This window comes from Mesorhizobium sp. B2-4-15 (genome assembly GCF_006658505.1).
Classification (GTDB): domain Bacteria; phylum Pseudomonadota; class Alphaproteobacteria; order Rhizobiales; family Rhizobiaceae; genus Mesorhizobium.
Genome location: NZ_VFUZ01000010.1, coordinates 64,713 through 78,477, shown reverse-complemented (window position 1 = coordinate 78,477; position 13,765 = coordinate 64,713). Strand labels below are relative to the sequence as shown.

13 protein-coding genes are annotated in these 13,765 nt (G+C 63.9%); 9 read left to right on the top strand and 4 right to left on the bottom strand.

Translation table 11 applies throughout. The features are described from left to right. Window positions 1–80: 80 nt before the first annotated feature. The 3 genes from FJ930_RS14165 to FJ930_RS14155 form a co-directional block, all read right to left on the bottom strand. Window positions 81–1,040 (bottom strand): type II CAAX endopeptidase family protein, encoded by a 960-nt coding sequence (locus FJ930_RS14165; RefSeq protein ID WP_141838437.1) that lies wholly within the window; start codon window positions 1,038–1,040, stop codon window positions 81–83. 179 nt (window positions 1,041–1,219) lie between these two features. Then, a complete protein-coding gene (locus FJ930_RS14160) occupies window positions 1,220–1,825 on the bottom strand; it encodes a DUF1236 domain-containing protein (RefSeq protein ID WP_140740336.1) in 606 nt (201 codons plus the stop codon). A gap of 63 nt (window positions 1,826–1,888) precedes the next feature. Further along, window positions 1,889–2,986, bottom strand: coding sequence for a putative zinc-binding metallopeptidase (locus FJ930_RS14155; protein ID WP_141838435.1), 1,098 nt, complete (start codon window positions 2,984–2,986; stop codon window positions 1,889–1,891). Between the two features lie 248 nt (window positions 2,987–3,234). Between FJ930_RS14155 and FJ930_RS14150 the strand changes: the two genes are divergently transcribed. Next, entirely contained in the window at window positions 3,235–4,032 is a 798-nt protein-coding gene (locus tag FJ930_RS14150; RefSeq protein ID WP_141838433.1) for a lytic transglycosylase domain-containing protein, read from the top strand. 108 nt (window positions 4,033–4,140) lie between these two features. Here the strand turns inward: FJ930_RS14150 and FJ930_RS14145 are convergent, their stop codons facing one another. Then, window positions 4,141–5,364, bottom strand: coding sequence for an argininosuccinate synthase (locus tag FJ930_RS14145; RefSeq protein WP_140740327.1), 1,224 nt, complete (start codon window positions 5,362–5,364; stop codon window positions 4,141–4,143). Window positions 5,365–5,670: 306 nt separating this feature from the next. On the opposite strand from FJ930_RS14145, the gene FJ930_RS14140 reads away from it, so the two are divergent. The 8 genes from FJ930_RS14140 to FJ930_RS14105 all read left to right on the top strand — a co-directional run bounded on the left by FJ930_RS14140 (window position 5,671) and on the right by FJ930_RS14105 (window position 13,663). After that, window positions 5,671–7,728, top strand: a complete 2,058-nt coding sequence (locus tag FJ930_RS14140; RefSeq protein WP_141838431.1) for a bifunctional diguanylate cyclase/phosphodiesterase — start codon at window positions 5,671–5,673, stop codon at window positions 7,726–7,728. 377 nt (window positions 7,729–8,105) lie between these two features. Continuing rightward, a complete protein-coding gene (locus FJ930_RS14135; RefSeq protein ID WP_246676914.1) occupies window positions 8,106–8,954 on the top strand; it encodes an amino acid ABC transporter permease in 849 nt (282 codons plus the stop codon). Continuing rightward, a complete protein-coding gene (locus FJ930_RS14130; RefSeq protein WP_141838427.1) occupies window positions 8,951–9,715 on the top strand; it encodes an amino acid ABC transporter ATP-binding protein in 765 nt (254 codons plus the stop codon). The genes FJ930_RS14135 and FJ930_RS14130 overlap by 4 nt, the downstream gene beginning before the upstream one ends. A gap of 38 nt (window positions 9,716–9,753) precedes the next feature. After that, window positions 9,754–10,617 carry an ABC transporter substrate-binding protein gene (locus FJ930_RS14125; RefSeq protein WP_181763375.1) on the top strand — a complete coding sequence of 288 codons (864 nt, stop codon included), beginning with the start codon at window positions 9,754–9,756 and terminating at the stop codon, window positions 10,615–10,617. 7 nt (window positions 10,618–10,624) lie between these two features. After that, window positions 10,625–11,452: a GntR family transcriptional regulator gene (locus FJ930_RS14120; RefSeq protein ID WP_141838423.1), complete on the top strand. Its 828-nt coding sequence runs from the start codon at window positions 10,625–10,627 to the stop codon at window positions 11,450–11,452. Next, complete coding sequence (locus FJ930_RS14115; RefSeq protein WP_141838421.1) at window positions 11,449–12,189, top strand: BtpA/SgcQ family protein; 741 nt, start codon at window positions 11,449–11,451, stop codon at window positions 12,187–12,189. The genes FJ930_RS14120 and FJ930_RS14115 overlap by 4 nt, the downstream gene beginning before the upstream one ends. Before the next feature lie 14 nt (window positions 12,190–12,203). Further along, window positions 12,204–12,701, top strand: a complete 498-nt coding sequence (locus FJ930_RS14110; protein WP_181763374.1) for an ureidoglycolate lyase — start codon at window positions 12,204–12,206, stop codon at window positions 12,699–12,701. Continuing rightward, window positions 12,698–13,663, top strand: a complete 966-nt coding sequence (locus FJ930_RS14105) for a carbohydrate kinase family protein (RefSeq protein ID WP_141838417.1) — start codon at window positions 12,698–12,700, stop codon at window positions 13,661–13,663. The genes FJ930_RS14110 and FJ930_RS14105 overlap by 4 nt, the downstream gene beginning before the upstream one ends. The last annotated feature ends 102 nt before the right edge of the window (window positions 13,664–13,765 follow it).

The window sequence follows — 13,765 nt, the reverse complement described above, 5'->3', positions numbered from 1 at the left end:
GAAATCGGCGCAAGAGTCAAGACAAGGGCCGGGCAGCAAGGCGTATGGCGGCCCTGCGAGAGATTTTCATCGTGCCCGTGTCAGCTGGCTGGCTCGGCTGTGTCAGCAGCAACCCTGAGGGGCGAGCGGGGATGAAGCAGCAAGACGATCGTCAGCAGGCTGCTGACGATGCCGATCATGGCGATGAGAACCGCGTCCGTCGTTGTCCAGCCCGACCCTTCGAGCGGCGTGGCGGTGAACAGGGCGAAGGAATTGTAGCTTTCCTGATGCGAGATCAGCAGGAAGCCGGTCAGATTGTTGCCGAGATGGGCGCCAAGCGCGGCACCCAGATTGCCGGTGGCATAGACCACGAGCGTCAGCAGCAGCGCGAAAGCGGCGATCGAGGCCAGTACGCAGGCGTTGATGGCGGCGGATGAGTTCGTGCTCCAGTGCAGCGCGGTGAACAGCAGGCCGGGCAGCAGCGCCCAGATGAACGGGCTTCTGAAGCGGTAGGCCAGACCGCGCAGCAGGTAGCCGCGAAACAGCACCTCTTCCGACGATGTCTGCAGCAAGGTGAGCGCGACGATCGGGATCAGGAACAGCAACCAGGACGACAGGCTAATCGTGCCGCGCGCGATCCCGGGCTCCAGGAGGTAGAGCAGGATTTCGGATATAAGCGAGGTGATCAGCACCGCGACCAGCCCTTTGAGGAAATCCGGCCGGCAAACACGCCGGCTGTTGCCAAGAAGTGCCGACAAGGGTTCGCCATGGACCCAGCGCATCGCGATCCACAGGCCGATCCAGATTCCGGCGAAGGAGCCAAGCGCGCCGAGGATGCCGATGGGCGAGGCGAGGAAACCCTGCATCCCGCCGGCAGGCGCGGCCCCGCCCTTCGAAGCCTGCCAGGTAAACAAGGCATAGGTCCCGCCAACCAACACGATCGCGGTGGATATCACCCAGAACAGGACGACGATCCCTGTCCCGAAAAACAGTCGCCACAAGGTGGTTTTGTGGTTTGGCGAATGCCGGTAACGTTCGAAGGCGGCAGGGTCAGATATCACGACGGTTCCTTTGCCGAATCCATCACCTGCTGATCTAGCCGATGGGCCTGAAGACCGGAATCGATTTCGCAAAGGAGCGGCGCGCGCCTGCACTTCCGATCCAGGCGCGCGCCAGAAACATCGACTGGCCCTGCATGCTCGAGCGGCGGTGTTGTCGCGGCCGCTTGAGAAAGCCTATGTCAACGCATCACGTACATGATGCGCCGTGTCTGCGGGTCGATCAGCGCCTGCTGACCGTTCACATAGACATAGCGATATTTATAGTCCGGGATCGTGCGCAGCTCGACGGTGTCGGGCAAAGTCGCGCCAGTCACCACCTCGCCGTCGAGATAGACCGGGTCGACGCGGTGGGTATCGACATAGGTCCGGATTTCAGCCGGAGGCGCGGGAAAGTCGCCCACGACCGGATCGCTGGAGATGATCGCGCCGGTATAATCATTCGAGTAGTTGCCGATGTCTTCCGGCGGCGAGACGATCGCGACGCTGGAACCGTGCGGCCGCTGCGTCAGCACCACCCGGCTGCCGCCGAAATCGGCCGTCACATAGTCGGAATAGACCCAGCCCTGGCCGCCCGCTTCGGCAATGGTGCACCATTTGCTGTTCTCGATGCAGCCATTGAGCGTTGCCGACTGGCCAGCGGCGAGCACGCCGATGACTGGATATTGTGGGCCGGGGCCGGCGCGCACGTTGAGATCGGTGACGGCCGAGACGGCTGTGTCGGCAAGCGCGGCACCCGACATCACGGCCAACATGCCGGCGACCGCGGGAAACAACAGGGATTTCATGGGTTCTCTCCGTTTTCATGGTCCCTCGGCGGTGAAAACGGCGCAGCGGCGCATGCGTTCCGGCTAAAGCGCCGTTGCCAACTCACGATTTGTTCCCGCGTCTTTCGGCAAACCGGTCAGAAGGTCGTGAACGAAGGCCAGTTTTCGAGCCGTGACGTCCGAAATGACGAAGGGGTAGAGATCCGGCAGACCCATGCAGCGGTTGATCGAATTGGAGGCTTCCGACAGCACCAGCCAGCGGGCGAGGATCTTGTCGAAAGGCTCGGGTCTGTTCGCAGGCTCGGAAGGGGCTGCCTGCAGCCGGCCGCCGGTGTCGCCCCGCGGCAAGTCGTTGGCCTCCACCGTCTCCAGCCGCCCAAGCGGGAAGTTCAGCGCATGGACCATCTCCAGCGTGTCGGTGATGTGCAGATGGTGGGCCCATGTCTCGGCCCAGTCCTCCCACGGATGCGAGGTCGCATAGGCCGAGATGTGATCTTGCTGCCAGTCGGGCGCGGCACCATTGGCGTAGTAAGTCTTCAGCGCCTGTTCGTAGTCGGCGCGCTCGTCGCCGAACAGGGCGCGGAAGGCTTCCAGCCTTTGCGGATCGTCGCGGATCAGGCGGTCCCAGTAGTAATGGCCGAGTTCGTGCCGGAAATGGCCGAGCAGCGTGCGGTAGTTCTCGCCCATCTCGACACGGCGCTTCTCGCGCTCGGCGGAATCGGCCTCGGCAACGTTGAGCGTGATCAGGCCATTGTCGTGGCCGGTCAGGATGCGTTCGCCGCCGGGGCCGCCGCCGATCGGATCGGCAAGGAAGTCGAACGCCAGGCCCACCTCCTCGGCGGGCGCATGCTTGGGCGCGACCGGCAGGCCGAAGGCGAGCAGCGAATAGACGGCACGCTTCTTCGCCGCCTCGACCCGGATCCAGCGGCGGCGGTTGCCGTCGACCGAGAGATCGGGGATCAACTGGTTCAGCGCGCAGGCACGGCAGAAAACCCGCCCCGGCTCGGCCATCCAGTTGCAGGCGCATTCATCGGCATTGGTGCATTGGATGATGCCGTCGACGCCGGACAGGACAAAGCGCGCCTGTTCGGGGTCGTAGAGCACGCGGCTGGAGCAGTTCAGACACCGGGCGTTCTCGAAGTACAGGCGGTGGCCGCATTGCGGGCAGTCGAAGAGTTTCATCTCGGTCTCGGCGTGCGGGGAGGTGTCGCTTCGAAAACGCGGGCCTTCAAACGTCGTTCCCTACGGTGACGCCAATCAGCAACACGGCAGGTGGATCAGCCGGCTCTCGGCCGCGTTCGCCACAATAATTACTTGATCGTAGGTAAATTCCCCGGCATTCGCCAGCACGGCGCCGCGGACGGTGACAAATGTGCGTTTCGCTGGCAAATTCGCAACTGGGACGTGAATCAGGCAACCAGGAGAACAACATGGCATTTCTTGCCAAGGGTAGGATTTTAGCGGCCGCGGTGGTGGCTGTGCTTGGGCTTGCGACGACCGCGCAGGCGGCGCCAAGCTGTGGCAAGAACGGCGCCGGCTTCGATACCTGGAAACAGGATTTTGCCGCGGAGGCCAAGGCCGAAGGTGTAGGTTCGAGGGGTCTGGCGGCTCTCGCCGGCGCGACCTACGCGACAAGGACGATCGCCGCCGACCGCGCCATCCATAAGGCTTTCAGCGGTTCGGTGGACGATTTCATGAAGCGCCGTGGCGGGGCGGCGATCATTTCCAAGGGCCGTGCGCTGAAGAAGTCGAACGCGGCGTTGTTCGACCAGATCGAGCAGAACTATGGCGTATCGCCGGGTGTGCTGCTCGCCATCTGGGGCATGGAGACCGGCTTCGGTGCCTCCATGGGCAACCAGAACACGATCTCGGCCATTTTGACGCTGACCTATGATTGCCGCCGTCCGGACTACTTTCACCCGCATGCCATTGCGGCCTTGAAGCTGGTCGATCGCGGAACGTTGACCGCCTCGTCGGTCGGCGCCATGCATGGCGAGATCGGCCACACACAGTTCCTGCCCGGGAATGTCCTGAAATATGGCGTGGGGAGCGGAAACCTGCGTGACAAGGCCACTGCGCTGGCCTCCACCGCCAACTTCCTCAAGGGGCATGGCTGGCAGGCCGGCGCGAGCGCGCAGGCGAATATGGGCGCCATTGCCGGCTGGAATTCCGCGAGCGTCTATCAACAGGCCATAGCCCGCATCGCGACCGCGATCGACGCCGACTGACCCGATCTTCGTCCAGCAGCAAGAGCCCGGCTATGCGCCGGGCTTTTGTCGGGTCGTAAGGAAAGCCGGCGCCGGCGCCGGCTTTCTGTTTCCCGTCGAGCCCGGATATCAGCCGTTGCGATTGCGCGCGGCGAGCGTGCGCAGCCTCAGCGCGTTGAGGCGGATGAAGCCGGCGGCGTCCTTCTGGTCGTAGGCGCCGCGGTCGTCCTCGAAGGTGACCAGCGCATCCGAATAGAGCGTCTTTTTCGACTTGCGGCCGGTGACCATGACGTTGCCCTTGTAGAGCTTCAGCCGCACCGTGCCTTCGACATCTTCCTGGCTCTTGTCGATCATCGCCTGCAGCATGACGCGTTCGGGCGAGAACCAGAAGCCGTTGTAGATGAGTTCCGCGTAGCGCGGCATGAACTCGTCCTTGAGATGCGCGGCACCGCGGTCGAGTGTGATCGATTCGATGGCGCGGTGGGCCGCGATCAGTATGGTGCCGCCGGGCGTCTCGTAGACGCCGCGCGACTTCATGCCGACGAAACGGTTCTCGACGAGGTCGAGGCGGCCGATGCCGTTGTCGCGGCCGAGGTCATTGAGCGCCGCCAGCATGGTTGCCGGTGACAGCTTCTTGCCGTTGAGCGCGATCGGATCGCCCTTCAGGAACTCGATCTCGATCTCGGTGACGACGTCCGGCGCATCCATCGGCGAAACGGTGCGCTGGTGGACGAATTCCGGCGGTTCGCTCCACGGGTCTTCCAGCACCTTGCCCTCGGAAGAGGAATGCAGAAGATTGGCGTCGACCGAGAACGGCGCGTCGCCCTTCTTGTCTTTCGGCACGGGAATCTGGTGCTGTTCAGCGAAGTTGATCAAATCGGTGCGCGACTTGAACGACCAGTCGCGCCAGGGCGCGATGACCTTGATGTCGGGGTTGAGCGCATAGGCCGACAGTTCGAACCGGACCTGGTCGTTGCCCTTGCCGGTGGCGCCGTGCGCGATTGCGTCGGCGCCGGTTTCCCTGGCGATCTCGACCAGATGCTTGGAAATCAGCGGCCGGGCGATGGAGGTTCCGAGCAGATAGGTGCCTTCATAGACGGCGTTGGCGCGGAACATCGGGAAGACGAAGTCGGACACGAATTCCTCGCGCACGTCGACGACGCGGATATCCTTGATGCCCATCATTTCGGCCTTGCGGCGCGCCGGCTCCAATTCGCCGCCCTGACCGAGATCGGCGGTGAAGGTGACGACTTCGGCGCCAAGTTCGGTCTGCAGCCATTTCAGGATGATGGAGGTGTCGAGGCCGCCGGAATAGGCGAGCACGACTTTCTTGACGTCTTTGGCCTTGGACATTTCTGCTCCGTCGATGGCGGACGCCCTGACCGGGCATCACGGATGGTCGGAGCGCCTTTTAGCAGGAACGGCAAAGCGAGCAAGCAGGCGCGGCGCCAGACTGCTGATCCAGCGTGTAGCTGGGTGCTGAACACCGGCCAGGGAAACAACTTGCCGCAATCAAAGGCTGCATTTAGCTGTCGCATTTAATCAAGTTTTCATGCCCCGTCGCTAAAAGACCCGACGGAGCTGCGCCGGCCCACAGGACCGTGCCGGGGCAGCCTCGCTCGCTTCGTCGCGAGTATCCTCGGACTTGGGCCATCCTTGATGCGCGTTATATCCTGTATCGTCACGGAGCATAATCTGTGGCTCGTTCTGCTGGCGGCGCTGATGTGCGTCACCGGATGCTGGGTGACGATCGGTCTGCTGGACCGCGCCAGGAAAACCGTTGGTGTGCAGATGCGGGGCTGGCTGTTCCTGGCCGCGGTCGCGGCCGGCTCCTCGGTCTGGTGTACGCATTTCATCGCCATGCTGGCCTACCAGCCCGGTGCGCCGATCACCTTCGATCCGGCGCTCACCATGATATCCCTGGTCATCGCCATGGTCGGAACCGGAACGGGCTTCGGCCTTGCTCTGGACAAAGGCCGCGGTCTGGTGCCGGAATGGGGCGGATGCCTTGTCGGATTGGCGATCTCAGCCATGCATTATACCGGCATGAAGGCCTATCACGTGGCCGGCATCGTCGAGTGGGACGCCCGCTATGTCGTCGCGTCGCTGCTGATCTCGATGGTGTTTTCCGCCGCCGCGATCGGCCAGGCGGTGCGCCGGCCGTACCGCTGGTCGCACTATCTCGGCATCGGGCTGCTGGTGCTGGCGATCGTCGGCCTGCATTTCACGGCAATGGCCGCGGTGGCGGTGACGCCGCTCTCCTTCATCACCACGGGCACCAATCCCGATATCCTGGAAGCGATGGCCGTCGCGGTCGCCGTTGTCGGCCTGATCGTCGCCGCCACCGGCTTCGCCAGCTATCTGATCGACGAGCGCGGCCGGCTCGAGAGCTTCGAGCGGCTCCAGCATCTCGCCCTCAACGACGCGCTTACCGGTCTTGCCAACCGTGTCTCCTTCAACGACCGCCTCGACCATGAGATCAAGCGTGCGCGCGAGGATCAGGATGCGATGACCGCCGTCATCGTCATCGATCTCGACCGTTTCAAGGAAATCAATGACCTCAGGGGACACGCGGCCGGCGACCAGGCGCTCAAGATCATCGCCCGCAGGCTGGCGAAACTCGTCGGCGACGGCGAGTTCGTCGCCCGGCTCGGCGGCGACGAATTTGCCGCCATCAAGCGCTTCAAGGACCAGAAGGATCTTATCGGCCTGGTCTCGCGGCTGGAAAAATCGTTGTTCGAGCCCGTGCGGCTCGACGATTTCGAGACCGTCACCGGCGCCAGCATCGGCGTTGCCGTCTATCCGCGTGACGGCGCCGACCGGGAGAGGCTGGTCAGCAATGCGGACCTGGCCATGTACCGGGCCAAGAACGACGTGACGCGGGCCGTCTGCTTCTATGAATCGGCCATGGACGAGACGGCGCGGGCGCGCCGCACGCTGGCCAACGACCTTCGCCAGGCGATCGAACGCGGCGAGCTGTCGCTGCACTATCAGGTGCAGAGCTCGGTCGCGACCGGCGCCACCTGTGGCTACGAGGCGCTGCTGCGCTGGACCCACCCCGTGCACGGCATGATCCCGCCGGCCGAGTTCATCCCGATCGCCGAGGAGAATGGCTCAATCCTGGCGATCGGCGAATGGGTGCTGCGCACCGCTTGCCGCCAGGCGGCGTCCTGGGACAATGGCCACAAGATCGCGGTCAACCTGTCGCCGGCACAGTTCGCCCACGCCGACCTCGCCAAGCTCACACACCAGATCCTGGTCGAGACCGGGCTGTCGCCGAAGCGCCTCGAACTCGAACTGACGGAATCGACAATCGTTGCCGACAAGGTTCGCACGCTGCACGTGCTGCGCCAGATCAAGGCGCTGGGCGTGACGATCGCGATCGACGATTTCGGCACGGGCTATTCCTCGCTCGACACGCTGCGCTCGTTCCCTTTCGACAAGATCAAGCTCGACCGTTCGTTCATGGCCGATGTCGAGCGCAGCCCGCAGGCCAAGGCGATCATCCGCGCCGTGCTGACACTGGGGCGCAGCCTCGACATTCCAGTGCTCGCCGAGGGCGTCGAGACCCATGTCCAGCTCAGCATCCTGCAAGTCGAGGGTTGCAACGAGGCGCAGGGCTATTTCCTCGGCCGACCCAAACCAATCGACCAGATCGTGCTGACCGGCGCGGCGGTCCCCACGCTTGCCGAGATCGATCGGCCGGTTGCCGCTTAGCGCCAGCCTCCAGTTCGGCGCGGCTTGGCGCATCCTGCATCGGCATGCGGTCCAGCGGCTCACCGTTTTTGCGGACCGCTGGATTCCTTTTTTGACGCGCACCTGGCTTGAACAATGCGGGCGCGCCCCGGAGCGCCCCGGAGCCAGGCGACACGCCTTCAGGTCTGCGATCTCAAAACACTGCTCGTCCGAAGTCGCCCCCCTGTCCTGGCGGCGCATCAATCGCGCCTTCGCGCCTTGATAGCCGCTTGACAGCCGGCAATGCCGCCACTACGAAGTTGTAGACCTAACCAGACATTTGAAGAATGACCACGCCAAAACCCTCCCAATGGTTGCAAGTCTCGGACCTGCCAGGCCCCGATGCCCCGAGACGCCAGTTGGCCCACCCTGGCCGCTGGATCAGCGGCGCGATCGGGCTCTTGATCCTGGCGCTGCTGGTGCGCGCTTTCGCGATGGGGCAGATCCGGTGGGATGTGGTCGGGCAATTCCTCACCGCCCGCGTCATTATCGTCGGGTTTGGCTGGACGTTGTTGATCTCCGCCTGCGCATTGGCCCTGGGCGTCCTGCTTGGATTGGGATTCGGCATCATGCGCACGGCGGCCAACCCGACGCTGAGGTTTGCCGCCTGGCTTTATGTCTGGATCTTTCGCGGCACGCCGGTGCTCCTGCAGCTCCTGATCTGGTTCAACATCGGGCTGGTCTTTCCGCGTCTTTACATTCCAGGCCTGGTTGACGAGCGGATGGTTGACGTGGTGACCCCTTTTGTTGCCGCCGTCCTGGGGCTTGGCGTCAATGAAGGGTCCTACCTCACGGAGGTCGTGCGCGGCGGCATCGGGTCCGTGGACCGCGGCCAGATCGAGGCGGCCAACACGCTGGGCATGACCCCTGGCCAGACGATGCGGCGGATCGTCCTGCCGCAGACCCTGCGGCTGATCCTGCCGGTCCTGGGCAACAGCGCCGTCGGCATGCTCAAGTTTTCTTCGCTCGCCGCGACCATTGCCATGGGCGAAATGCTGAACGCCGCGCAGCGGATCTACTTCATCAACGGCGCCGTCATCGAACTGCTTTTCGTCTGCTCGATCTGGTACCTGACCGGAACCACGCTTTTGTCGACCGGTCAGTTCTATCTGGAACGCCATTTCGGCCAAAGCGCCGCCAGCGCTGGGAGCCGCCGGCAATGGTTCAAGACGCGGTCGCGACAGGCGATTGCTTCGGGTGAAGCATGAGTCTCGCGGTCAAGGCGGTCGGCATCCGCAAGCGGTTCGGCACCCACGAGGTGCTCAAGGGGCTCGACCTGGACGTTAGCTATGGCGAGGTGGTCTGCATCCTCGGCCCGTCCGGCAGCGGCAAAAGCACGTTCCTGCGCTGCATCAACCACCTCGAGGTCCCGAATGCGGGCTATGTCTGGATAGACGGCTCGATCGTGGGCTACGAACCGCGCGCCGGCGTGCTGCACGAGCTGCCGGTCCGCCGCCTGCGCGCCCAGCAACGCCAGCTGGGGATGGTGTTCCAGCACTTCAATCTCTTTGCCCACCGCACCGTGCTGGGCAATGTCATCGAGGGGCCCATGGTCGTGCGTGGCCTGCGCCGTGCCGAGGCGGAGGCACGCGCCATGGAACTCCTGCATCAAGTCGGCATGGCCGACCGGGCGTCGAGCTATCCCTCGCGGCTTTCGGGTGGGCAGAAGCAGCGCGTCGCCATCGCCCGTGCGCTGGCGATGGAGCCCCGCGTGATGCTGTTCGACGAACCGACCAGCGCGCTCGACCCCGAACTGGTGGGCGAAGTGCTGGAGGTGATGCGCGGCCTCGCCAGAGGCGGCACCACCATGATTGTCGTCACACACGAGATCGGCTTTGCCCGCGAGGTCGCCGACCGCGTTCTGGTGATGATCGATGGCGAGATTCGGGAAATGGGAAAACCCGAACAGGTTCTGAGCAACCCCGGTGATCCGCGGGTCAGAACATTCCTCAGTCGCGTGCTGTCCTGAGACAGGGCGCGCAAATTTTCACAATGGGAGAACTAAAAATGACACGACCGTTTTCGCTGGTTCAGCACTTTGCCTCTGTTGCCCTTCTAGGCTTGGCTGTGTGCAGCCCGGCCCGGGCCGCGACCGATGAAGCCGCGGCGGCCAAGCTGCCGGATGCCGTGCGCAGCGCCGGCAAGCTCAATGTCACCATCAGCCTTGCCTACCCGCCGATGGAATATAACGATGCCGGCTCAAGCGACCTCAAGGGCTTCGACATCGATCTGGCAAAGGCCATCGCCGATCGGCTTGGCCTGAAGGCCGATTTCCAGAACGTCGAATTCCCGCAGCTCATTCCACAGGTCGTCACGGGACGTTCGGACCTGATCATGACGGCATTCTCCGACAAGGTCGAACGCCAGACGCAGCTGGATTTCATCGATTACTTCAAGACCGGCAATGTCTTTTATACCGCTGTCGACCTGAAGGACTCGGTCAAGACCGAGGCCGATCTGTGCGGCAAGACCATCGCGGTCGCAACCGGCACCAGCTGGGTTACCTGGGCCGAGGAGCTGAGCAAGAGCATTTGTGCGGCCGACAGCCAGATGAACGTCATCCAGATACCAACGCAGGCCGAACATATCATGCAGATCCGCCAGGGGCGTGCACAGGCCTCGATCATCGGGCTGGAAGGACTGCTCGACCTGATGAAGCAGGAACCTGGCAAGTTCTATCAGATCGGCGCCGTCGGCGAGATCAACCACTATGGCATCGCGCTTGCCAAGCCGAATACGCAATTGCGCGACGCTATCCTTGCGGCCCTCAACACCATGAAGGCAGATGGTACCTATGCCGGGATTCTGGACCGCTATGGCCTGAAAGAGGCCGGCGTCGAGGACTTCACGATAAACGGTGCAAAGAAGTAGAGGAACCATGCCGCGATCTGATCCGCACGATCCCTCCGCCGCCGATCCTTCCGCCGAGACAGGCCGCCCTGAAGTCGACCTGTCGCGGCTGCGGCTCGACACATATTCGGGGGAACAGCTCTACCGTCAGCTGTATCGAATGTTGCGGGCCGCAATCCTGAGCGGGGATATTGCCGAGGGGGAAGCCATCCCATCGGAAAACCAGCTGCGCGATCAGTTCGGTATAGCGCGAACCACCGTCCGCAACGCGATGTCGCTGCTGGTGTCGGAGGGATTGGTGCGGCAGATCCGTGGCCGTGGAACGATCGTTTCTCACCGCCCGGTCAGCCACAGCATCTGGAACTTCGGCAGCTTCACCGAGCTGGCTCGCCGGCAAGGCCAGCGTCCGGTCACACGCACGCTGGAGCATCAGGTCAGGGATGGCGAATTGCATCTGGTCCGGGCGCGCGGCCTCGCCAATGGCGAGGCCGTCACCTGGCTGAACGTGGACAAGTCGTGGTTGAGCCTTGAACTCTATCCCGGCATCGAAAGCTATGATTTCGCTGCGCAGTCGCTCTACGACGTGCTGCGCCGCGACTATGGCAGGCATCCGATGCGCTCGGAGCTTCTGCTGACGGTCGTGCCGCCCTCGGAGCAGCTGAAAGAGGTGTTCGCAACGGCTCCGGACGTGCCGGGCTACCTCTGCGCCAGCGGCGACGTGCTGGATGGCAACGACCGGTTGGTCGAACGAACTTCGATCGTCTACTCGCCCGCCGTCCAGATGAAATTCGCGACGCGCTGGGGACGCAACATGGCGCAGCTCCCCACCGAGCAAAGTGCAGGAGAACATAGATGAGCCGCTTCGGCGAAACCTTCACGACCCCCAAGCCGATTTTGGCAATGCTGCATCTTGCCGGCGAAGGGCATCAGGCCAAGCTTGCGCAGGCCGAGGAAGAGGCGCGCATCCTGACCGGTGAGGGCGTGGATGGGCTGGTGATCGAAAACTACTTCGGCGACGCTGACGATGTCGAGCGCGCTCTTGACCGCATCTGCGGACTGGGCCTGGGTGCCAGGATTGGCGTCAACGTGCTGCGCGACGATGCATTGGCCTTTGCACTGGCTGGCCGCTATCCTGTGGATTTCGTCCAGATCGATTCGGTTGCCGGCCATCTGCCGCCGCAAGCCGATGCGCCCTTCGCGGCGGAACTCGCGGCACGCAGGGCCGCCGTTCCGGTGCTGCTGCTCGGCGGGGTGCGTTTCAAATACAAGCCTGTCCTTTCCGGCCGGCCGGAGGCCGACGATGTCCGGATCGGTGCCGCCCGTTGTGACGCGCTGGTCGTGACCTCGAACGCAACCGGCGAGCCGACGGAGCTGAGCAAGGTGGCGAGATTCCGTGCCGCGACCGGCGGAACGGTGCCTCTCCTGATTGGCGCGGGGATGACGGAAGCCAATGCCGCCGAACAATTGGCGGTCGCCGATGGCGCGATCGTGGGAAGCTGGCTGAAGCGCGATCACCGGGATACCGGCGCGATGGAAGCCGACCATGTCGTGCGCTTCATGCGGGCCGTACGTTCCCTGCGGGCCGCGGCATGACGCGGGATCATATCGTGGCACGCCCCGCGACCGCCGAGGCGTTCGCGCGCTTCGGCACCGTCTATGACCTTGTCGGCGGCAGCGACCGGAAGGTCGTCTGGACGCTTGGCGACGGCTGGCAGGACGGTTTCACCGACAAGCCGCTGATCGGCGGCAGCGGCCATCTCGGCATGACTCGCGGCGGAGCCGCTCCTTGGCATTGCACGGAAATGGAACGCCACCCCGGCACGGAAGAGGCCATCTTCTGCGCGGATCAACCGATCGTCCTGGCGGTGGCTCCGGCTTCCGCCATGGCGGCGCCCCGCCGCGACGAGATCGAGGCATTCGTGATTTCACCCGGCCAGGCGGTGGTGATGGATCGAGGTGTCTGGCACGATGCCTGCCGGGGCCTGACACGCCCGACGCCCTATTTCTGGATGGCGGTCTGCGGACTTGGCGCCAGCCCCTGGATTCCCATCGAGGGCGGGGCGCTTCTGGTCCGCGCGGACGCCAACCAGGGAACGCTTGCATGACCGCCTTCTTCATCGGCGATGTGGCGCTTGACGAATACTACACCGCCGACCGCTGGCCGGGCCGCGCCGACAAGGGCATGGTCACCGAGATGCCGGCCGAAGCGGGCGGGTCGATCGCCAACGCCGCCGTCGTCCATGCGGCCCTCGGCGGGGCAACCGAGTTCATATCGCTGCTGAACGACGGCCCGCTGTCGCGGCGCCTGATCGCCGATTTGCGCGCCAATAATGTCGGCGTGGCGCATATGCTGACCGATCCGGCCATTCCAGAATCGCGCAACCTGATCTTCCTGGTCGACGGCGAACACATCGTGCTGACTGTGGAAATGGGCCAGCAACCGATGTGGCTGCCAGCGGCGACACTGGCGGCGCTGCGTGCACCGGGCTTTCTCTACACGACGCTCTACCGCGCTCGCCGGCTGCATTGCCGGATCGGCGGCGAGGTGCTTGCGCAGGCAAGATTGCTGGCTGATCTGCGCGAGCATGGGCGCCGCATGATTTTCGACCTGGATGTCGGCGGCTGCAGCGCGGAGGATCTGCCCTATCTGTCCGGGGCCGAGGCCGTCATCTTCAACCAGGTGGGCTTTCGCACCGCCTTCGGGCATGACGATCTGTCGCTCATTGGCGACTGGATGCGGGCGGCAAGGATCTCATGGGTGGTTCGTACCCTGGCAAGCGATGGAGCCGAGGCGAGCAATGGCGAGGCAATTCTTCGCACGCGGGGCTATCCGGTCGAGGTGGTCGACGTGACCGGTGCCGGCGACACTTTCGGCGGAACCTTGACCTGGTGCCTGTCGCGCGGGCAGGCCTTCGCCGAGGCACTCGATTTTGCCGTGGCGGCGGCCTCCCGCTCGGTCACCATCCATGGGCCGAGGGGTGGCAAGGCCAGGCTTGAACAGGTTTGCGCGTGGCGCGACGCAGCTCGCCCTGCTGTGTCTGGCGCCATGGCCGCGCATCCTGTATAGGCACACGCATTCCCAGAGCGGTCCATCGTTTCACGGACGGCGAGCCGTTCTGTCTCCTCTCCTTGTCTGACGCAATTCCGCCCGGAAAGCCGTTTCGCACTT